The organism is Bartonella clarridgeiae ATCC 51734 (assembly GCF_000518185.1).
GTDB lineage: Bacteria > Pseudomonadota > Alphaproteobacteria > Rhizobiales > Rhizobiaceae > Bartonella > Bartonella clarridgeiae.
Genome location: NZ_JADC01000009.1, coordinates 390,993 through 412,392 on the forward strand (window position 1 = coordinate 390,993; position 21,400 = coordinate 412,392).

The 21,400-nt window shown below is 36.6% G+C and carries 23 protein-coding genes; 16 read left to right on the top strand and 7 right to left on the bottom strand.

The window, feature by feature from the left end; translation table 11 throughout:
- Window positions 1-751 precede the first annotated feature (751 nt).
- The 8 genes from T420_RS0102135 (at window position 752) to T420_RS0102175 (ending at window position 8,523) form a co-directional block, all read left to right on the top strand.
- A complete protein-coding gene (locus T420_RS0102135; protein ID WP_013544786.1) occupies window positions 752-1,597 on the top strand; it encodes a TIGR01459 family HAD-type hydrolase in 846 nt (281 codons plus the stop codon).
- The gene (locus tag T420_RS0102140; RefSeq protein WP_013544787.1) at window positions 1,597-2,589 is read left to right on the top strand and encodes a bifunctional riboflavin kinase/FAD synthetase; all 993 of its coding nucleotides are present in this window, start codon (window positions 1,597-1,599) and stop codon (window positions 2,587-2,589) included. Before T420_RS0102135 ends, T420_RS0102140 begins: the two co-directional genes overlap by 1 nt.
- A 1,046-nt stretch (window positions 2,590-3,635) precedes the next feature.
- Window positions 3,636-5,717, top strand: a complete 2,082-nt coding sequence (flhA, locus tag T420_RS0102150) for a flagellar biosynthesis protein FlhA (protein ID WP_035450878.1) — start codon at window positions 3,636-3,638, stop codon at window positions 5,715-5,717.
- 7 nt (window positions 5,718-5,724) lie between these two features.
- Window positions 5,725-6,504: a flagellar biosynthetic protein FliR gene (locus T420_RS0102155; RefSeq protein WP_013544790.1), complete on the top strand. Its 780-nt coding sequence runs from the start codon at window positions 5,725-5,727 to the stop codon at window positions 6,502-6,504.
- Window positions 6,504-6,893 (top strand): hypothetical protein, encoded by a 390-nt coding sequence (locus tag T420_RS0102160; RefSeq protein ID WP_013544791.1) that lies wholly within the window; start codon window positions 6,504-6,506, stop codon window positions 6,891-6,893. Before T420_RS0102155 ends, T420_RS0102160 begins: the two co-directional genes overlap by 1 nt.
- Before the next feature lie 131 nt (window positions 6,894-7,024).
- A complete protein-coding gene (locus T420_RS0102165) occupies window positions 7,025-7,543 on the top strand; it encodes a rod-binding protein (protein WP_013544792.1) in 519 nt (172 codons plus the stop codon).
- Window positions 7,544-7,615: 72 nt separating this feature from the next.
- Complete coding sequence (locus T420_RS0102170; RefSeq protein ID WP_013544793.1) at window positions 7,616-8,059, top strand: hypothetical protein; 444 nt, start codon at window positions 7,616-7,618, stop codon at window positions 8,057-8,059.
- On the top strand, window positions 8,056-8,523 hold the full coding sequence (locus tag T420_RS0102175) for a hypothetical protein (RefSeq protein WP_026501100.1): 468 nt from the start codon (window positions 8,056-8,058) through the stop codon (window positions 8,521-8,523). The genes T420_RS0102170 and T420_RS0102175 overlap by 4 nt, the downstream gene beginning before the upstream one ends.
- Before the next feature lie 742 nt (window positions 8,524-9,265).
- Here the strand turns inward: T420_RS0102175 and T420_RS0102180 are convergent.
- The 7 genes from T420_RS0102180 to motA form a co-directional block, all read right to left on the bottom strand.
- Window positions 9,266-9,691 carry a hypothetical protein gene (locus T420_RS0102180; protein WP_013544796.1) on the bottom strand — a complete coding sequence of 142 codons (426 nt, stop codon included), beginning with the start codon at window positions 9,689-9,691 and terminating at the stop codon, window positions 9,266-9,268.
- 111 nt (window positions 9,692-9,802) lie between these two features.
- Window positions 9,803-10,873 (bottom strand): flagellar biosynthesis protein FlhB, encoded by a 1,071-nt coding sequence (flhB, locus tag T420_RS0102185; protein ID WP_013544797.1) that lies wholly within the window; start codon window positions 10,871-10,873, stop codon window positions 9,803-9,805.
- Window positions 10,874-10,890: 17 nt separating this feature from the next.
- Complete coding sequence (locus T420_RS0102190; RefSeq protein ID WP_013544798.1) at window positions 10,891-11,973, bottom strand: flagellar motor switch protein FliG; 1,083 nt, start codon at window positions 11,971-11,973, stop codon at window positions 10,891-10,893.
- A 28-nt stretch (window positions 11,974-12,001) separates the two neighbouring features.
- Window positions 12,002-12,337 carry a flagellar motor switch protein FliN gene (fliN, locus tag T420_RS0102195; protein ID WP_081475859.1) on the bottom strand — a complete coding sequence of 112 codons (336 nt, stop codon included), beginning with the start codon at window positions 12,335-12,337 and terminating at the stop codon, window positions 12,002-12,004.
- Between the two features lie 229 nt (window positions 12,338-12,566).
- A complete protein-coding gene (locus T420_RS0102200; RefSeq protein WP_155914827.1) occupies window positions 12,567-13,034 on the bottom strand; it encodes a BAB2_0123 family type IV secretion system effector in 468 nt (155 codons plus the stop codon).
- Complete coding sequence (locus T420_RS0102205; RefSeq protein WP_013544801.1) at window positions 13,015-13,983, bottom strand: FliM/FliN family flagellar motor switch protein; 969 nt, start codon at window positions 13,981-13,983, stop codon at window positions 13,015-13,017. Before T420_RS0102205 ends, T420_RS0102200 begins: the two co-directional genes overlap by 20 nt.
- A gap of 2 nt (window positions 13,984-13,985) precedes the next feature.
- Entirely contained in the window at window positions 13,986-14,861 is an 876-nt protein-coding gene (gene motA / locus T420_RS0102210) for a flagellar motor stator protein MotA (RefSeq protein ID WP_013544802.1), read from the bottom strand.
- A gap of 288 nt (window positions 14,862-15,149) precedes the next feature.
- Here motA and T420_RS0102215 point away from each other — a divergent pair, with 288 nt between their 5' ends.
- From T420_RS0102215 to flgA, 8 genes are all read left to right on the top strand, one after another.
- Window positions 15,150-15,950: a DUF1217 domain-containing protein gene (locus tag T420_RS0102215; RefSeq protein WP_013544803.1), complete on the top strand. Its 801-nt coding sequence runs from the start codon at window positions 15,150-15,152 to the stop codon at window positions 15,948-15,950.
- Window positions 15,951-15,987: 37 nt separating this feature from the next.
- Complete coding sequence (gene flgF / locus T420_RS0102220) at window positions 15,988-16,722, top strand: flagellar basal-body rod protein FlgF (RefSeq protein ID WP_013544804.1); 735 nt, start codon at window positions 15,988-15,990, stop codon at window positions 16,720-16,722.
- A 49-nt stretch (window positions 16,723-16,771) separates the two neighbouring features.
- Window positions 16,772-18,316 carry a FliI/YscN family ATPase gene (locus tag T420_RS0102225; RefSeq protein WP_013544805.1) on the top strand — a complete coding sequence of 515 codons (1,545 nt, stop codon included), beginning with the start codon at window positions 16,772-16,774 and terminating at the stop codon, window positions 18,314-18,316.
- 578 nt (window positions 18,317-18,894) lie between these two features.
- Window positions 18,895-19,281: a flagellar basal body rod protein FlgB gene (gene flgB / locus T420_RS0102230; RefSeq protein ID WP_013544807.1), complete on the top strand. Its 387-nt coding sequence runs from the start codon at window positions 18,895-18,897 to the stop codon at window positions 19,279-19,281.
- A gap of 2 nt (window positions 19,282-19,283) precedes the next feature.
- Window positions 19,284-19,700 (top strand): flagellar basal body rod protein FlgC, encoded by a 417-nt coding sequence (gene flgC / locus T420_RS0102235; RefSeq protein WP_013544808.1) that lies wholly within the window; start codon window positions 19,284-19,286, stop codon window positions 19,698-19,700.
- 55 nt (window positions 19,701-19,755) lie between these two features.
- On the top strand, window positions 19,756-20,100 hold the full coding sequence (gene fliE, locus T420_RS07495) for a flagellar hook-basal body complex protein FliE (protein WP_026501104.1): 345 nt from the start codon (window positions 19,756-19,758) through the stop codon (window positions 20,098-20,100).
- A gap of 45 nt (window positions 20,101-20,145) precedes the next feature.
- The gene (gene flgG, locus T420_RS0102245) at window positions 20,146-20,934 is read left to right on the top strand and encodes a flagellar basal-body rod protein FlgG (protein WP_026501105.1); all 789 of its coding nucleotides are present in this window, start codon (window positions 20,146-20,148) and stop codon (window positions 20,932-20,934) included.
- A 5-nt stretch (window positions 20,935-20,939) separates the two neighbouring features.
- Window positions 20,940-21,398, top strand: a complete 459-nt coding sequence (gene flgA / locus T420_RS0102250; RefSeq protein ID WP_013544811.1) for a flagellar basal body P-ring formation chaperone FlgA — start codon at window positions 20,940-20,942, stop codon at window positions 21,396-21,398.
- Window positions 21,399-21,400: the final 2 nt, after the last annotated feature.

Genomic DNA, 21,400 nt, shown 5'->3' on the forward strand with positions numbered 1-21,400 from the left:
TTTTATGATCGATTAATTTCAAAGAGAGAAGAGATTGGAAAAAAGAAAATGAAATTCTGTATAAAATCACATTTCTCGCATTTCCTTCTAAAAAACTTGTTTAAAAGGTTCATAGTTTTCTTTGCAATCTTTGCGTATGGAACTTCTGCTTGAAGCAACTATCAAATTTTCTTGTAATCTGTGTGCTTTGTTAATACAAGACTGACTTTTTGATAGAAACTGTAACAGTTGTTTTCATCATCCATATAGGACCTAATTCCATCAGTTTTTTTATATTTATATATGATTTGAGAAAGATAAATTATTATCTTTATTAAAATTAAATAAATACAACAGAATTAAATATCATAATTTATCTAAAAAATATTGTTATATATATTAAATCAATATTAGTTCGTATTATATTACGAATTTATCTCATAGAAAGCATTTAACACTCTGTAATTTATTTAACTAGCTTGTTATAACTATCTTAATTGCTAATTTGTTGTTATATTTATAATAATTTCTGATCATCTTGCACAAAAGACATAAAAGAGTTCAAAAAATGAATATAAACAATTGAAAAAAAAAAGACGTGCTATGTAGAGGAGAGTTTGAAAATGCTCTTCTTTGGTCCTATGATATTGTTTCTAAATTTTTTAAAATATAGATAAATCAATATATTAAAAATAAAAGAATTCGCATATACCGATTGATATGTAAACATAAGAGGTAGCTTAAAAATAGCGAACACATCAGCAGGTGTATTATGAAAGAACTCACGCATATCGATACTCTGATAGGACAATATGATGCTGTTTTTTGTGATGTTTGGGGTGTTGTACACAATGGTGTGCAGATCTTTGAAACAGCAGTGCAAGCATTACAAAAAATTCGACAAATGGGAAAAAGTATTATTCTGTTAACGAATTCTCCTCGATCACAAGAAGGGGTTGCCATCCAATTACAAAGGATGCAAGTGGATATAGAGTGTTATGATGCAATTGTCACTTCAGGTGATGTGACACGTGATCTTATTCGCTCTGCACCACGTAAAGTTTTTTTCATTGGTCCACAACGTGATGTGGTTTTATTAGAAGGGTTATCCTGCGAATTGGTTGAAGAATGGGAAGCTTCTGCGATTGTTTGTAGTGGTTTTCTTGAAGATTTAGAGGCAATACCAGATGCTTATGAAGAGATGTTTCGTCGTTTGCAGGGAAGGAATTTACCTTTCATTTGTGCCAATCCTGATATTGTCGTTCATTTTGGAAATCAAGAAATTTGGTGTGCTGGCGCTTTGGCGCGCTTGTACGAAAAATTAGGAGGTGAAGTACGTATTGCTGGAAAGCCTCATGCTCCAATTTATGAGTGTGCCTTTAAAAAATTGCAGAAAATCCGCGGGGTAGTAGACAAAGATCGGATTCTTGCTATTGGTGATGGTCTTTTGACCGATGTTAAAGGGGCGATTCATTTCGGTCTTGATTCCCTTTATATTATGGGGGGAATTCACCATCATGACTATAGGCACAATGGTGTAGTGGATAAAGAAGCTTTGCATGCTTTTTTCGATCATTATGGTTATCAGCCAAATGCAATGATGTGGATGCTTCAGTAATGTCCGATTTCTTGCGTTTTCAGGAATATAATTTTCTTCCTTTAGCTTGGCGTGGTGGGGTACTTGCAATTGGTAATTTTGATGGTGTTCATCTTGGTCATCAAGCCGTTTTACAAAAAGCCCTTGATTTATCACGTGAAAAAAAGAGGCCAGCCCTTGTTTTAACGTTTGAACCACATCCAAAAAGTTTTTTTCAAGGTTCAGCTTCTGTTGATCGTTTAACACAAGCTGCTGAAAAAGCTGAAATTTTTAAAATTCTTGGTTTTCATGGAGTAATAGAGCAACCTTTTGATGAACAATTTTCTGCTCTTTCGGCCGATGAATTCATCACTGTAATTTTAAAACAAGCTTTTGATGTTTCTGTTGTGGTGACGGGGGACAATTTTCGTTTTGGCTGTCAAAAAAGTGGAAATTTGAACTTTCTTCGTCAAAAAGGTAAAGAATATGGTTTTGAAGTGGTGCAAATTCCTTGCTTATGTACTCGACAAAAAGAAACGATTTCATCAAGCTTTATTAGGAAACTCTTATTGAAAGGGCAAGTGTCACAAGTAGCTCATTTGCTAGGTTATCACTATCGGGTAAGTTCAAATGTTGTACAAGGTGAAAAGCTGGGGAGGCATTTGGGTTTTCCTACAGCCAATCAGTTTTTGCCTCCTCAGACGAGTTTGGCACATGGTGTTTATGCGGTACGATTTCGTCGTGCTAACGGTGCTTTACATGATGGTATTGCGAGTTTTGGACGTCGACCAACCGTTGTTGTTAATGGAGCACCAGTGCTGGAAACTTATTTATTTAATTTTGATGATGATCTTTATGGTGAAAATTGTACAGTTTCTTTTTTACAATTTTTACGAGGACAAAAAAAATTTGATGGGTTAGAACCTTTGATAACGCAAATGCAACACGATGAAAAAGAAGCACAAATGGTTTTGAAGACAAAGCAACCGCTTTCATTGCTAGATAGAGTATTGACTTTTAAAAATACACCTTAGAAATAATTTGCAAAGGAAAAAAGAGCAGAAAAAATGGTGCTTAAACTTACTATGAGCACGAGACTATATTCCAAAATATCATGGATAATATGGAGCTTTCGTTTATAGGTGGGCGAAACAAATATTTTAAGATCTGAGTTAATCATTGTTTATTTCTTTGCTGTTTGTGTAAGATATATTTCACAATGTTTAATTTTTATTCTTTCTAATTGATAAAGAAATGAAGAATGTGTTTAATGATCATGATGCATCAATTGTATTCTTTATCAGTGACAGGTTTGAAGAAGGAAAGAGGAGATTTTAAAAATAATTGATAATTTTAGTGCTTCTTTTTATATGATTGGAGGTCAATAGAGATATAATAGTCTTTATTTCATGAGTATGAGTTGTTGTTTGAAGAAAACGAAGTAAATAAAAAAAATTTCTTAATGGATTCAATTGCAAACCGCCATTTTAAAGATAATTTTTGTTCGTATATTAAATTTTCAATCTTTATCTGCATACTGGTACAAGATAATACTCAATTTATTATCACACCTTCATTTTTTTATTGAGATCACTTAAAAATGGAGTACAAAAACAAGAAAATATCAAAAAAGCCTATAGCTATTTATTGTGCTCCCACAACTAAAGCGATTACAATAGCAACATTAATACCAACAATCAGCGTCGAATAAAGCATAGTAGTTTTGATAATATCAGTCACCAAGTTCTCCTCTTCAAATTAATTTATGATTCACGTAATGTTACAGGATGTAATATATGCTGATATAAGCCACTCGGCAAGCTTAAAATAATTCTTTGTCTATTTAGAGTTTGATATATTTTGTGTTTATATCTTCGTTTTGATTTAGAAGAGTTGTGTAGTAAAACACCATTTTCGCACAAGCTTTGTTACTTATTTTACACAATGGGGTAATGAGTTAGGAGCAAAGATAAGCCGAAGAAAATTAACTGGATGTGCTTTGAAAATGAGCTAAAATGCTTTTCATTAAGGGTATTCAGTGTAATTGTATAAGGAGAAAAATGTGCAGCAGCATAGTCCAATTATCAATATCGCTCACCAAGATAAGTTTTCTGGTCGAGATGTTGCATTTGCAGCAGGAATTATCATTATTCTTACTGTTCTCTTTTTGCCAGTTCCTGCTTTTGTTTTGGATTTAGGGCTTTCTTTTTCTATTGCATTTTCTGTTTTGATTTTGATGGTTTCGTTATGGATCCAACGGCCTCTTGATTTTTCAGCCTTTCCAACAGTTTTGTTGATTGCAACCTTATTGCGCTTATCGCTTAATATTGCAACTACCCGCGTGATTTTGACCCATGGTGATGAAGGCTATAAAGCTGCAGGGCACGTGATTCAAGGTTTTTCACAATTTGTTATGGGTGGGGATTTTGTTATTGGTCTTGTTGTTTTTGCCATTTTAATTATTGTTAACTTTTTGGTGATCACCAAGGGTGCAACGCGTATTGCTGAAGTGGGAGCACGTTTTACACTGGATGCTATTCCAGGAAAGCAAATGGCTATTGATGCTGATCTTTCTTCAGGTCTTATTGATGAAAAAGAAGCGCAGCATCGCCGTCAGGAGCTTGAGGAAGAAAGTTCATTTTTCGGGGCAATGGATGGGGCATCGAAGTTTGTACGTGGTGATGCTATTGCTGGTCTTATTATTACGGCTGTTAATATTTTTGGTGGTATTGTTATTGGTGTAACCCGGCATGGGATGTCATTGTCTGGTGCAGCAGATGTTTTTACTAAGCTGTCTGTGGGGGATGGCCTTGTTACGCAAATACCAGCATTGATTGTTTCTTTGGCTGCTGGTCTTTTGGTTTCAAAAGGGGGAACCCGCGGTTCTGCTGAAAAAGCTGTTTTGGGGCAGCTTGGAGGATATCCTAAAGCTCTTTTTGTATCATCATTACTGTTATTGATGTTGGGATTGATGCCAGGTTTACCTTCTTTTCCTTTTTTGCTTTTATCTGCTCTGATGGCTTCGATTGGTTATTCTATTCCACGTCGTTTAAAAAGAGAAGCACTTGCAAAAGAAGCTTTGCATGAAAAAGAGAACCAGATAGCTCATCTGGAAGAAAGTCAATCAGTAAAAGCATCTCTTGAAATAGTGCAGGTTGAAATTGCTATGGGTAAGCAATTATCTCAACATTTATTGCCGAAAAAAGTTGAGTTAGCTAATCGTGTTGCAAAAATGCGCCGTAAATTTGCACAGGAGTATGGTTTTGTTATTCCTGAAATTCAGATATCCGATGATTATACAATTCCGGGAAAAAGCTATTGGATCAAATTGTATGGTACGGTTATCGCTTCTTACGAAATGCGTATCGGTGATGTTCTTATTATGCCAGGCAATAAGCCTATTCCCAATATTCCAGGTGAATATGTGTCTGAGCCGGCTTTTGGAATGCGTGCTTTTTCGACCTCAGAAACATTTCGTTCTGAACTAATTCGTGAAGGCTATATGGCAGTCGATAATCTTTCTGTGTTGTTAACGCACTTAAGTGAGGTTTTACGCAATAACTTAGCACAATTATTTTCTTATAAAGATATGCGTATTCTTCTTGAGCGTTTGGGGAGCGAATATCGTAAATTATTGGAAGAGATTTGTCCTGCACATCTTTCTTATTCAGGCTTACAATCGATTTTAAAACTTTTATTATCAGAACGTGTTTCTATCCGTAATCTTAATCTTATTCTTGAGGCGGTTGCTGAAATAGCACCTCATGTGCGGCGTTGTGAACTGATTGCTGAGCATGTGCGGTTGCGTATGTCACAACAGATTTGTGGTGATTTATCTGAAAATGGCATTTTGAATGTGTTGCGAATGGGAAGCCATTGGGATCTCGTTTTTCATAAGGCGTTAAAGCGTGATACAAAGGGTGACATTATTGAATTTGATATTAATCCAGTTGAACTTGAAAAGTTTGGGACGGATGCGACAACACTTATTCGACAACATATGGAAAAAGCAACGCGTTTTGCGCTGATCACATCTCCTGAAGCACGGCCGTATGTACGTATGATTATCGAACGTCTTTTTCCAACTTTGCCTGTACTTTCGCATGCAGAAATTGCTCGTGGGGTTGAAGTTAAAACATTGGGAACTATCTCTAAAGGGTAAGAGGTTTATGTCATTTTTTCTTCCCCTAACATCTTTTTCAATTGAGCAATCGGTGACTATTGCTTTGTTAATTTTTTCACGGGTAGGAACTTGTTTAATGTTGATGCCAGGAATTTCCAGTGTACGTATTCCTATGAGCTTACGTTTATTTATTGGCATTTCTTTTTCACTTGCTATTCTTCCTATGGTCACAGATTTCTTTAAGGTTTTCAGTGATAAATCGGATCTTGCACTGCTTATACGCGCTTTGTTTGCTGAAATGTTAATTGGTGCTACTTTTGGGGTAATTGCTCATGCTTATTTATGGGCTTTGCAATTTATGTCCTCAATTATTGGGATGTCGATAGGATTTTCCGGTCAACCTGGTCATAGTATTATTGATTCAACACCCGAGTCGCATGTTGCGAATATATTAGTTTTTGCGGCTATCATGCTTTTTTTTGCAAGCGATTTACATATCATCACCATTCGGGGTCTTTTGGCATCTTATGATATTGTACCTCTGGCTTTTATTCCAAATCCAGAAGCTGCTTTGACAGATTATCGTGAAGCTTTATCGCGTGCATTTTTAACTACATTATCGATAGCAGCACCTTTTATTATTTATGCAATTTTGATTAATATTGCGATCGGATTACTAAATAAATTAACGCCTACCATTCCAGTTTATTTTATTTCATTACCTTTTGTTATGTGTGGAGGCTTATTTTTACTTTATATTTTAATGCCAGAACTTTTACACTTGTTTAATTCTGAATTACATGATTGGCTTAAGAAAGGGCCTTAATGATACAAAAAAGCAAACGTTATAGAAGACTTCTAAAAGTACAAAGTCTTATTGAAGCACATCATACAGCTGAATTAGAACATATGAAGGGCCAGCTTTTTTCTTGTCAGGAAGAGACGCGTATGCTCTTTTCATTGATGGAAAAAGATTCGGCTTTCAATTTTTGGAATGCTCCTTTTTTAGCAAAGCGTTTGCATCATACTGCTAAATCTGAAGAGAAACTCCAAGGGCGAATTGTGCAGCAAAAACAAGTTGTGCGTGAAGCTTCTAGTCGTTCAAAAAAATTAGGGGATAAGTGTAAAAAAGTGCAATCAATAGAAAAAAGAAAACAATTTAATGATATGATAGAAGAGTATATTACAAATAAAACGCGCGGGATATCAGTTTGACGTAAGTTTGGGTATTTATATCATTAACTTAATTATAAGGATTTCTTCCTTTCTTTAAAAAGGGAGAGAAATCTTATAAGACAGAACTTGATTGCAAAGAAAAGCAAGAGCTAAATAAAAAGGGGAAATCTATGGCTATTCAGCTTCCTTCTGATATTGTGCTTGATGTTGCCCGTGCGGCAGATCCACTTGAATATCGGACTTCTGTTGATAAATTGTACTCTTTACAAAAAATTGCACGTACACAGGCGATTGAACGCGAAGGGAATAGTTTTGCTGATAGGATTGTGCAACAGACACACGTAAAACCACAATCTGTAGAAAGTAAGGAAACTGCAGTTTTTAGAGATTTTGAAGCTTTTGTGTTGCAAACTTTTGTTGAGAATATGTTTGCAACCGATATACAATCGATTTTTGGAAAGGGACAAGCAGGACAAATTTGGAAATCAATGATGGCTGAACAATTGGCTAAAGAATTTGCAATATCTGGTGGAATTGGCATTGCACAGATGTTGGTTTCTGATCAAATGAGGAAAGAAGCGGATTCATCATTGTCTGCGTTAGAAACAGATCAGGCATTGGATGCCAAAGATCATCATTTACTAGCCGATGCAGTTATTTATAAAAATGAACTAGATTTGACGCGTTAGCATCAAATAAAAATAAATCGATCATCTTTTAATAGGATGAGAATTGAATAATATTGTTAGAGGGGAATGAAAATGTCTGTAACACAATATGATGATGAAAATATTACATTGAAAACAAAAATTCTTAATAATAATCTTATTGGTCGTGATTGGGCAATGACTAAACTTACTGCTGCTATTAAGGGGCTGTCAGAAGTTGTTGACTATGAAAGCAATGTGCTGGAAAATCATGGTGTTCCAGATTATGAAGAAATTAATTTACGTAAAACACGTGGTTTACGTGATCTTAATAAATCAATGAACGATGTAAAACGTTATATGGATCAGGATATTGAAGCTGAGATACAACCCTTGTTAACGTCTTTACAAGACAAATTAAATCGTAATAGTGAACTCCTTCGTATTCATCTAGAAGCAGTAAGAGATTTATCTCGAATTATGCAAGTTGCTGCTCGCGCTGAAGAGACAGATGGAACTTATGATCCAGTTTTGGTTAATGCTGGGCGTTTTAAATGATTAGAATGATTGCAATGGGGTTGTGGGTTTGTTTGGTGGCGTTAGGTGCTTTAGTTTTTGGCCTTAGAATGAGTGCAGTTGACCCTAACAGTTCGGAAGAGACTGCTCCCATTCCTGTAGAGGTTGGTTCTAATAATACGGAAATCATGAGTGTTCCAGTTTTGGTTGATGGTGATGTGCAGGGGTATGTCATTGTGCAACTCACCTATGTAGTAGACAAAACAATTGAAAAAGAAATATCTATTCCAGTAGGAGTTTTGATTAATGATATTATTTTTCAGTATTTTTGGGGGAGCTATTCTGATGTACGTGCAATCGAAAAAGTGAAATTTCAGATGATCAAAAAACGGATTATTGATGATGTCAATCAGCGTTTTTCAAAAGTCGTCCTAAAAGATTTACTTGTTAAACAGTTTAATTATCTTTCAGTTGATAAAATACGTGGCATGAAAAATACACAGTAAAGATGTTTGTCAGTTTTTTAAAAGACTAATATAAAGAAATAAATTCCCAAAGGATTATATTTGGGGAATAATATTTTCTTAAGAAATCTCTTATCTGTTAATTGGTTTTTTTTTACTTATTTTTTAGTTTTTTATCAATTTTCATATTACTTTTAATGTTCTTCGTAATTATCAAATTTTATATCTCAAAACTAAAATTCATAAGATTCATAAAAAGAGGACTTATTATCACTGAAGAATCTATAATGAATCTGGAAATTATAGCAAGTGTACTTAATTTACTCTTTTTTATGAATAGTTATTCTTAATATATAAATACTGTTGAATAAGGTTTATAATTATAAAAGATCGATCATGTACCTATTGCCTATCCTATTACCTATTGTGGAAAGAATTTTCAATTTTTTCTCTTGTAAGAAACTTGCATTCTTCTCCATTAATTTGATCTGAGAGACAAATAACAGATATATCCTTCATATTGTTTATTGTATATTTTTTGCTGACAATAATAGTATGATTTGAAGTTTTCTTTTCTAAAGCATGCGTGATTGGATCACAAAAAACAGAATAGAATCAAAAAATTTTCAGCTTTACCTTATCGTTTGCTTTCAGATTTCAGGTTTATTTCTAAAATGCATAGTGTTTTAAGTTTATACTCATTTGTAAGGAGGAGAGAATTTTTTACGCATAATTTTTTCTCATTTTGTAAATAAACACTTTTATAGGTAAGCATAGCTTTGTCTTAATGCGCAAGTGGTTTTTGTATTCGTGCATTATTGAGCGCATTCATGAAAGCACTGGTATTGGTTTCTTCATCGGAAGGATTATCAAAAATACAATTATCCAGTTCAACTCCAAATTCTTCAGCAGACATGAGGATGCGGAAAAAAGCGTTGACCCCTTCATTAGAAAATTCCATGTGAAGTAGTATACTTGGTGTTGTATTCCAATCGAGTTCATAACTGGCATTTCGAGCAAAGCGCATTGTATGAGGATAAAAACGCAATTCCGTTGCGCTCTCAATAAGATCAGAAAGATAATTGAAACGCTCTGCGTGAATGCAAGCAATAAAATCACCCACGTCAATTAATCGTAGTTCTGGAATAAATTGTGCGACCTGTTTTGCTAGAGCCATTTCACGAATTTCAATTATATAATCTTTTTTCATCTTTTGACTTTATATATTATTGCTTAAATATTATTTATTAATTTTTTCTTTTAAAAAACTTATGCTTCTTTATTTTTAAATTTTAAGAAAGAAAGTTGATAGATTATTATTTTAATACTTTTTTTGATTGTTGATAAAGCGAATTAAAGCAGCAACACTTTCATATAATTCGGTTGGGATTGTTTGATCGATTTCAACTTGTTTGTACAGCGTTCTTGCTAAAGTAACATTTTCAAAAATGGGGATGTCATTTTTGATAGCAATTTCACGAATGTGTAATGCTAGAATATCCTGGCCTTTTGCAATCACAACTGGTGCGTAATCGAGCGGTGGTTTATAGCGCAAAGCAACAGAAAAATGGGTAGGGTTTGTTACAATGAGGGTTGCTGTAGGAACATTAGCGATCATTCGTCGGCGGGTACGGTCTCGTGCTAAGGAACGCATTCGTGCTTTGACCATAGGGTTCCCTTCAAGGTTTTTATGTTCTTCTTTAATTTCTTGTTTAGTCATGCGTAATTGTTGACGCCAGTGAAAACGTGACCATGCAAGATCTAAACCTACAAGAGCAACAACGGCTGCAGTAAAAGAGAGCGATAGGCTAATCAATTCTTTACGAATATATTCTGGTAAAGCTGATGCATCTGTTAAAAGTGCATTGATAAAAATTGTATTGCTTTTGAAAAATATCATATAAACAATTAAACTAACACCAATGAGCTTGGTGAGTGATTTTAAAAATTCAACCAATCCTGCTTTACTATAAATTCGTTTAAATCCATTGGCAGGAGAGACACGCGACCACTGCGGACGAATACGTTCTATGACAAATCTTGGTACATTCTGTACTGCTGATGCAACGATATTGAGTAGGGGAATAAGAATTAAGATAGGAGCTAAGGCTAGGCCTACGCTTCCACCTACCAGATAAATCAAATGTTTGATATCTTCTGCAGTGTTAATACGCCAAGATTCTGGACGCTCAAACCATTGGACTAAAAAAAATGTAAGTTTTGAAATAGCTGGAAAGGAGATAAAAATGCAAATGAGACTAAAGCTTACAAGTGAAGCAAAGATAGGTAATTCACGAGAAAAAGGAAGGTTTCCTTTTTCTTCTTCTTTCCGAATTTTATATTCGGTTGGTTCTTCTGTTTGGCTTTCTTTATCGGGTTTTTCATCTGACATGTTGATTCAGTGCGCCTTTAGGACGTTCCCTCTTCTCCTAAAAGATTAATTGTTCCTTGTTCTGATAGTTTAATGGCTGTTTGAGCAATACTACGACGCGCATTGATAATGGCTTCTTGTTGGATAGCTTCATTCTCTGTAGAAAGCTCTGTTTCTACCATGCGGCGTGTCCGTTGTGAAAGAGAATTTAAAATAAGTTCTTTCATGAGATTCTCTGCGCCATGCAAAGCTGTAATGATAGTATCGGCTGCAATTCCATCAAAAAGGAGCAATCGTGCCCGTTCTGTCAAACGTGGAATATCTTCGAAAACAAAAAGTTTGGCTTTGATTTTTTCTATATCTTCTGGATTTAGATTATCGAGATTTGCTAACATTTCGTCAATATCCGCTTTATCAAGCTCATTAAAAATGATGGCTACTTGACTGTGATGCGCTTTGTCTCCTTCATCATTATTCTTTAGAAGTATAGGTCGTAGCGCTTGATCAAGAAGCGTTTCTATTTCCGGTGAAACTGTGCGCAAATGTAATCTTCTGCGCGTAAGATCGCTACGCACAGACATTGTTTGTGCCATCAAAATTTTTGCTGCTATTTCAGAAGGAAGACGAGAAATAATATAGCTGATCACTTGTGGATGTTCTTGTACAAGATGTTTTTGTAAAACATCAATGTTTAATTTTTTGATGATATCCCAAATATTTTCTTGAGGTAGTGCTGGTGCTTTTGAAGGATCAAAAACTAACGCAGCTTCATCTTCTGGCAACGTTTCTTGTACCAAATTATCGAATTTTGCACCAGCCTCTGAAAAAGAGACTCCTTCTGCAAAAGCATCTTCGAACTGACGAACCAAAATTTCAAAATCAGCAAGAGAGATATTAGGTAAGGTATGTGCTTGCCCACTAAGACGGCGTAAATCATCTGGTGTAAAATGTTTTAAAAGACGTGCAGCGGCAGGTTTTCCTAAAGCAACAAGCAGCGCAGCAACCTTTTGTTGTCCAGAGAGTGTATCGATGATTGTAGAAGAACTCTCTGTATCAGAAGATATATTATCTGATACATCATTGATCTCTTCTGTAGTTTTTATTTGCTTTACCTGCGTCATATTTCTCTTTCATAATATTTGAAATCAGTTATTTATCAATAATTTCGGTAAGACTAATCCCAAAACGAGAAGGATCATCCTCTAGAACAATGACCTCACCGCGTGCGATAATACGACCGTTCACGACGATATCAATAGGATCTCCAATTTGTTTGTCAAGTGTAATAACTGCACCCCGTCCCAAATCCATTAAGGTTGCGACTGGCATAGTTGTTGAACCAAGGACCACTTGAACTTCAACAGGAATACTCATAATGAGTTCTTTATTACTGGATGTGTCACCTGTACTGTTTGATGCATTTTGAGCACCCAGACCTCCAATATTTGTTTTTCCTGCCGCTCCAGCTCCTAAACTTCCTGGCATTCCAGGTTTTGATCCAAGATTAGGAGCTGCTGTTCCTGATCGTGGTGCTCCAGCTCCCAAACCTCCTGGCATTCCAGGTTTTGGCGTTATACCTTCTCCAACTTTTGGAGTTGTGGGGTGAGGTACTGCTGTAGGATTGATTCCTTTAGGAGCTCCCGGTTTGTTTATGTCATTCGTCATTCTATCACCGTACTATTTTTCTATCTTAAAAGGTATTAAATTTTATTTTTTAAAGTTGTATTTTATTGTTAAGAGATGTCTTATGAATTTTACGTTGCACAAAAACAGGCAGGCCTTTAGGAATAATTGGTTGCCGGCGAAGAGCATGTGTTGCACCAGATGCTGCTGAAGGTCCATGAGCTTGTGCAGTTAAGATACCACGGAATTGATTGAAATCGCTTTTCAGTTGATCACGAACATTTTCCATATGGGAAATTGAACGATCAATATCGCGCCGAATACGTGTAGACTCAATCATACGCGCATCCATTTTCCGGTTTTCGTCTCGGAACTCTTGATGTTCTTCACGCAGAGTTAAAAGAGCTTGGTCAAGACAGGCTGTCCCGATTTGAACTTGCTTTGCGAGCTCGCGTCCCATCTGGATGGTGGCAGCGAGTTTGCGTGTTGTAATAATCAAAACACTTAATGAGACCAGAGCTAAAAGTGCACTTACGAAATTAAACATGAACCAACTCATCAATCATTTCCTCTTCTTCATCAATAGGATTTGTAACTCTGATAGAAAAACTTGTTCCAATTTTACCAAGGGAACATTTATAAAGTGATTTATTTCCACTGCGTAATCTGATTTGTTTTTCAGCATTGGCAGGAAGGGGTAAAACCTGACCTACTTTGAGAATAGATAGTTCATTTAAGGTCATTGATCCCTGTTGAATAAAAGCTTCAATACGCACACGCGATCGGCTGACTTCTTGTTTTAAACGTTTGGCCCAAAGAGGATCAGTCCGTTTTGCAGGAGAACGAAGTGCTCGTGTAACAGCTTCTTGGATAGGGCGATGGCAACTGCGTGGCATTAAAATATTTACCTTTGCCTCTACTTCACCGCATTTAACTCCGAGAGTGCAGGAAAACATTTGTGATTGATTAAATGTTTCCGCATTAAATTCTTGTGCTTTACATGTTTGCTTGAAAATTAAAAGTGATCCATCACCGACACCAAAGACACCATCTATTGCGTAGGCCAATAATTTTCCAAAAGTTTCACCAACTTTGCGTTCTGTTGGGCTAAAAGGACGTCCATTACGATTTGTTACTATGGGCTCTGAGGCACCAAAAAACACTTCTGTTACAAGTTCTATTAGTGTTGCATCAAGAACAAAAATAACATCATCTCCCCAGCAATCCGAATTAAAATAAATCAGAAGTGCTTCTGTTCCAATTGCTTGGGTAATCTGGTCGGCTTTGAGTGTATCAAGCGATTGTACATCTGTCGTAAATTTTAAAGATGTATAATTACCTAACCGCATACAAAGATTACTTGCTGCATCACGAAAGACATATTGAAATGACATAAGATCATCACTTGATAAGCCAGCAGCACGCAAAATATGTTGAGTCAGCACATCTTGTTTTTTATCTTCTTGCACTTTGTCTTTATTTGCTTGTTGTTCGATCGGTTCAGTCATATTTAGGCGGCCTCTTTTTCAGTACCTTGACCAGCGATTGCGTGTTGTTCCACAACATCGATTGTTGGACGGTCTTTTGCTGAAATAGTTTTTCGCCCGTATTCGAGTGCTATTTGTGGTATTGCACCGTTCATATAAGCCAACAATGTTTGTTTAACAACAATGTAAATACGTACTTTTTTGTTGCGTACTGTTTTGATTTTGGAGGCTATAGGACCAAAGATACCATAGGCAAAAAAAATGCCAGCAAAGGTTCCTACAAGGGCAGCTCCAATCAAGTGCCCTAATACTTCTGGTGGTTCACTAATGGCACCCATGGCTTTAACCACACCCAAAACAGCTGCTACAATTCCAAGAGCTGGAAGGGCATCAGCCATATTTTGCATCGCTTGATAGGGTTTTTGAGAATCATGTGAAATTGTATGAATTTCTTCATCCATTAAAGCTTCAATTTCAAAATGGCGTGTATTTCCCATTACGATAAGACGGCAATAGTCGCAAATAAAGTTAGTTAAAGATTCATCTTTTAAGATCAGAGGATATTGCTGAAACAGTGTGGATTCTTTCGGATTGTCGATATGACCTTCCATTTCAGAACGTGATTTTGAACGCATTTCGCGCATAAGAACATAGAGTAAACCCAACAGCGCTAAAAAATCCTTTTGTTTTGGAACAGCATCTTTCATCGCTTCTATTGTTGCTTTTAGCGTATCTTTAATAGCAGGAAAAGGGTTGGAAACAATAAATGTTCCAATAGCTGAACCTAAAATGATAACGAATTCCCATGGTTGTATCAAAACATCAAGATGACCTCCCATAGCAACATAACCACCAAGTATGCATCCAAAAATAATCACTAATCCTATAATAACACCCAAAGCCGTGAGCTCCTTATTTTCAATTTTTGTGGAAATGTAAATATTTATGCTTGCGTAAAACTTACCATTTTAAAGTTATAATTTTTATTATTAGCTTAATATTATAAGAATATTTGCTTAATGTTATAAAAAAGTGTTAAGATATATAATAACTTAAAAATAAAAAGTATTTAGTCTATTAACAGAGACTCGTTAAAATAGCACTTATTTAATAACAAAGTGATTTTATCATCAGTTTGGGACAAGTTTTATATTTTAAATGGAGGTTGGTATAGAGAGGGGTTTGCTATGATTAGCACATATACGAGTTACAGAAGTACAATTGATAATATGAAACAAACATTTGATCGGCTTTTTCAAAAGCCTCAGGTTAAACGTGAGACAGACTATTATGTTAAGCATATTATCGGTGTGAAGTCAGTTGATGATTTTTTGGCAAATGACAAAGTCTATAGTTATGCTATGAAAGCTTATGGCCTGGAAGATATGATTTTTGCTAAAGGCATGATTCGTAAGGTGCTTTCAGATCCTCAGTATGCTTCTCAATTAGTAGATAAGCGTTATCAGCAATTTGCAGAGGCGTTTAATTTCAGCAAATATGGTGAAAAAGCGACACAAAGAGAGAGCGCAAAAACAGTTACCGTGAATAAATACATGCAACAAACATTGGAAGTTGAAGCAGGCCAAGTCAATGAGGGGACACGTCTTGCTTTGTATTTCACTCGGACTGTCGGAGGAATGGTGAAGGACAATATTCTTAAAGAAAAAAATTGGGCTTATCAGATTCTTAGCGATAAAGCTTTGTCAGCTGTTGTTTTTAAGGCCTTCAATATTTCTGAAAATGTGCTTACATCGCCAATTGAATCGCAAAAGTCTTTGTTAGAATCGCGCATGTCACTTAAAGATTTACAAGATCCCAAGAAATTAGAACATCTCATTGCGAAGTTTTCTGCTATGTATGATGTTCAAAACCAAACAATGATTAATCCTGCTTTAATGATTTTGCAAGGGCCGAATATGGGCGGAGGATTAGCTTTTTCAAATGAAACAATAATGGTTTTACAATCTTTTAAACAGGGTGGTTTGTAGGAAAGCCATTGATAGAATTCAGGAAGGGAATAGGTCTATGCAAAATCCGATTTATGTGGGTGTTTCAGGCCAAATTGGTTTAGAACGACGGATGGAGACTATTGCGCAAAATATGGCGAATGTTAATACACCAGGTTTTCGCGCTGGTGGTATGAAGTTTGATACATTAATTTCTCCTGTTGCACATGAGCAGGGTGATCGTGTTTTTTTTACGAGTGCTGGCAAGGGATATATTTCGACCGACCGAGGTTCTTTGGTACAAACGGGTAATGCTCTTGATATTGCTGTAACAGGCGATTCCTATTTTTCTATGCAAGCATCTTTCGGGCAAGTTTATACCCGTGATGGCCGAATGATTATGACTCCGGAAGGGGGATTGGTTTCGGTAACAGGATTACCTTTTTTAGATGAGGGAGGGGCTCCAATTCAGCTTGATCCAGTGGGGGGGATACCGCGTATTGTATCTGATGGAAGTATTTATCAAGACAATTCCCTCGTTGGGAAAATTGGTTTATTTCAGTTTCAACCAGGCACCCAATTGCGCTATGGACCCAATTCTTCGGTGATCCCTGATAGAGCTGTTCTTCAATCAGAAGCAGGAAGCGGTGATGGTGTTATGCAGGGATATATTGAAAGTTCGAATGTGAATGGTGTGATAGAGATGACCCGTCTTATTGAGGTGAGTCGTGCTTTTGAACGTGTTGAGTCAATGCTTCGTCAGCAAGAAGAAATGCGTTCTAAATCTATTCAAGTTTTGAGCGGAAAAATATAAATATTTGATAACGGGAGTTTTGTATAATTTTTTATAAAGAGTGTGTGTAATGTTAGAGAGCCAAGATGATTCTATGCCAGAAGTTGTTTTACTTAATGCTACACCAACAACTGATTCAGCTATAGATTCTTCTTTTGCTGTTTCAAAGGATACTGATACCAATGCTGAAGGATCAGCTGATAAGGCAGATGTTTCTCTTAAAGAGATAGCAGATTCTGCTTCAGATTCAGATATTGAGATAATTGAGACAAATCCTTCTCCTACCGCTTTAAGCCGATTGTTTGATTTTGCAAGACGCAAAGACGATTATTATTCTCAACTTGTGAGTCAAGGTGGTATTATTAGCGATGTAGCAAGGGGAACATTGGTTGCACGTGGTTTATCGCAGTCTGTTTTGCTAGGGGATACAGTGTCTGTTGAATGCGAGACCCAGCTTCTACGGGGTGAAATTATTCGTGTTAATGAAGAAAGCGTTTTAATTAAACCTTATGATGAAACTATTGTTCCTGTTCTTTCTGCTTCTGTTTTTCCGAAAGGTCCTCTTTTTGTGGCTCCAGATCGCTCTTGGCGTGGACGGATTGTTAATGCTTTTGGTGAGGCCATTGATGGAAAGGGGATCTTATCTTCTGGTTCACAAAATATGGCGATTGAGACTTATGCGCCTCCAGCATTAAAACGTGCACGTGTGGGTGCAGGATTGCGTACGGGTGTTAAGGTCATTGATATTTTTACACCCCTTTGTTTTGGGCAGCGTGTTGGAATTTTTTCTGGCTCTGGGGTAGGGAAGTCGACTCTTTTATCTATGATGATGCAAGCTGATCATTTTGACACGGTGATTTTAGCGCTTACAGGGGAGCGTGGTCGTGAAGTACGTGATATGCTTGATGATACATTGCAAGATAAATTACATAAATTGGTTGGAGTGATTGCAACAGGTGATGAAAGCCCGATGATGCGGCATTTAGCTCCAATTATGGCCACAACAATTGCTGAATATTTTTCTTCTTTAGGGGATAATGTTTTGCTTGTTGTCGATTCTGTTACACGCTATGCATTGGCAGCTCGTGAAATTGCTATTTCTGCTCATGAACCGCCTGTTTCACGTGGATTTCCTCCACGAGTTTTTAGTGAATTACCCCGCTTATTGGAGCGTGCAGGTCCGGGCAGAGAAGGCAAAGGATCTATTACGGGTGTTTATGCAGTTTTAGTTGACGGTGATGATCATAATGATCCTATTTCTGATGCTATTCGCGGAATTTTGGATGGTCATATTGTTCTTGATCGCGCCATCGCTGCACAGGGACGATTTCCTGCTGTTGATATCCTTTCTTCTATTTCACGTTTGGCGTCTCATAGCTGGACACCTGAACAATGTACACTAGTTAAAAATTTGAAAGAAATGATTTTTCGCTACGAAGAAACACGTGATTTACGTGCTATGGGTGCTTACCGTCCAGGAACAGATCATGTTCTTGATCAAGCGGTTTTTTTAGTCCCCTCTATTTATGCTGCGATGAAGCAAAGTCCCGATGTGCCACTTATCAGTGATCCGTATGAAGAATTAGCTAAATTATTAAAAGCCAATAGCAGTTAATAGGGGAAAGAGATAGAATTCTTTTTTCAAGAGATTATATTTGTTGTGTACAGATTTGTGTATGGTTAGCATTTTTCCTTTTTGTGGCTTATGATTTATTTGTTCAGAGAAGTTTGAAGAAGTAGATTGTTCTAGGGAGTTTGATCAGTTGTCTATAAACTCAATAAATAAGAGTATGTTTGCAAAATTCTGTTTGAATCTGCTGATGGAAAAAGGAATGCCGTTTAAAAAGATCTTTTTCTGCCATTTATGATGAGCTTGTATAGGTTGCTCGAGTCAAGTCTTAACAAAAAAATGAGCGCTTTATTGCTTGATTGAGGTGTAAAAAAATCCTCTTAATAATGGCATAACAATGGTTGAGTATGATGCATATTTAGTTTGTCAAATCGGCAAATTAATTAGTTTATGTCAGTAATGTCTTGATTTTATGACTGGTAAAACAGAGTTTGGTATAGACATTATAGCTATGCTACAGCGTGGGGTATAATTTCATTTTCTTTTAAAATTTAAAAATGCGAAGGCAAGTCTCGCACAAGATTTCTTTCTTATGATGGTTTTAAGTAAAAGGGGTAAGAATTATGGATTCAGTTAATCTTTTTGAGATGGCAAATAAACAAGCAGATTGGTTATCTGTTCGTCAAAAGGCGATTGCAAGTAATGTCGCAAATGCGAATACACCTGGGTATAAAGCCCGTGATGTAGATGATTTTACAGCTGTTTTACAAAACAAAACGATTTCTATGGCTGTAACAAATGTTCATCATATGGATATGACTGAAAATGGTATGGAAGCGCACGTTATGCGTCCTGAAAATATTACGGAAATTACTCATTCAGGTAATGATGTTAATTTAGAAGAAGAAATGCGTAAAGGGGGGGATGTTAGTCGCGAAATATCCCTGAATACTGCTATTGTAAAAGCTTTTCATCGAATGACAATAGCAGCAGTTAAAGGAGGAGCTTAAAGATGTCTGACCGTCTTATTGCAGCAGAACAGATTGCTACAACCGGTTTAAGTGCACAATCAACGCGTTTGCGTATTATTGCTGAAAATTTAGCTAATGCCAATTCAACGGGAAAGTCAGCAGGCGCTCGACCTTATCAGCGCAAAACAGTGAGTTTTGAAGCGACGCTTAATCCTTATATTGATGCACAAGGTGTGCATGTTAAACGCATTAGCACTGATAAAGCCCCTTTTATTATGCGTTATGAGCCTGGCCATTTGGCTGCTGATAGCAACGGTTATGTGAAATATCCCAATGTGAATTCCATTATAGAAATGGCTGATATGCGTGAAGCAAATCGCTCATATGAAGCGAATTTGCAAGTAATTCGCCAAGCACGCGATTTGGTTTCACAAACGATTGATTTATTAAAAGGATAGTTGGTTTATCACTTTATTAATGCGTTTTAGTTTCAATTTTGTAGGAGCGTATAAAATGATTGAAGCACTTACTTCTGTTGCATCGCACAATGTTCTTAATTCATTAGGGAAAGAAAATATGCAAATGCATAGCCTTAATGGACAACAAATATCACCCGGTATGGTTGAAAGAGGAAACAAAGTCAGTTTTGATGAGGTTTTATCTGAGGTTGTGGAAGTTGTTGGCACGAAATTACAAACAGCAGAAAGTCTTTCCATAGGTAGAATCTCTGGAAGTGATGTTGGTGTGCGTGAAGTTGTGAATTCTGTGATGGAGGCTGAACGGTCTTTAAGTATAGCAATTGCTCTCCGTGATAAGCTTGTACAAGCTTATCTTGAAGTAAGTCGGATGCAAATTTAACATGAGCACAACAGAGCTTAGAAAGGTATAAGAAAAATTATGGTCATGAAATCACTGTCAATTGCAGCAACAGGTATGGCTGCTCAACAAACTAATCTTGACGTTATCGCTAATAATATGGCGAATATTAACACAACTGGTTTCAAGCGTGGGCGTGCAGAATTTGCAGACTTGATGTATGTTGCAGATCGTGCAGTTGGTATTCCTAATATGCTTAATCAAGCTATTATACCTGAAGGCGCAATGATTGGGATGGGTGTGCGTACTGCTGCTGTTCGTACAGTTAATACGCAAGGGGCTTTTGTGCAAACTGGTAATGCCTTGGATCTCGCTATTAACGGAAATGGTTGGTTTGAAATACAAGATCCTAATGGCAATGTTTTTTATACTCGTTCAGGTGCTTTTAATTTGAGTGAAACAGGGCAGATAATAACGTTGGATGGCAATTTAGTGCAGCCTGTTATTACCATTCCTATAGGGAGCAAAAATGTCACAGTCAGCCCTGATGGAACAGTTTATTATCAAACGGATGCAGATCCTAGCGCTGTGGAAGCGGGCCGACTTCGTTTAGTGAATTTTGTCAATGAGGTAGGTCTAGAGCCAATAGGAGATAATCTTTTCCGTGAGACACAAGCTTCTGGTGCACCGGTTCCAGGAGATCCGAAGGATGATGGATATGGCAGCATTATGCAAGCAATGCTTGAATCTTCTAATGTTGATCCAGTCAAAGAAATGACAGAGCTCATTGCAGCACAGCGTTCTTATGAAATGAATTCTAAAGTTATTCAAGCATCAGATGAAATGGCAGCGGTTATTTCTAAAAATCTGAGGTAAATGGTATGAAAAATCTTTCGCTTTTGCTTATAAGTTTTTTGCTCTCGTTTTTTTTATTAACAACAGCTTATGCTGATCGGATTGGTTTTCTTGTTCCTGATAAGTCAATTTATGCTGGTCAGCGTATAAGTGATATAGGTTTAAGTGAAAGGCATTTTTTTATTAAATCTGATGCAGCTTCCTTGTATGTTACGGATATGAAACAGATTCTTCACAAGGTAGCAAAACGTACTTTAACAGCAGGTCGGCCTATTGCTCTTTCTTCTTTGGGGGATCCGGTTTTAGTTGAACGTGGCCAGGCAACAAAGTTAATTTTCCAAACACATAATCTAAAAATTACAGCTCTAGGGGTTGTTTTACAATCAGGATCTTCTGGTGATGTCATTCGTGTTCGCAATTCCGATTCAGGACGTGTGGTTACAGGAACCGTTTTGCAAAATGGTGATGTGAGGGTAGGTTTTTAATG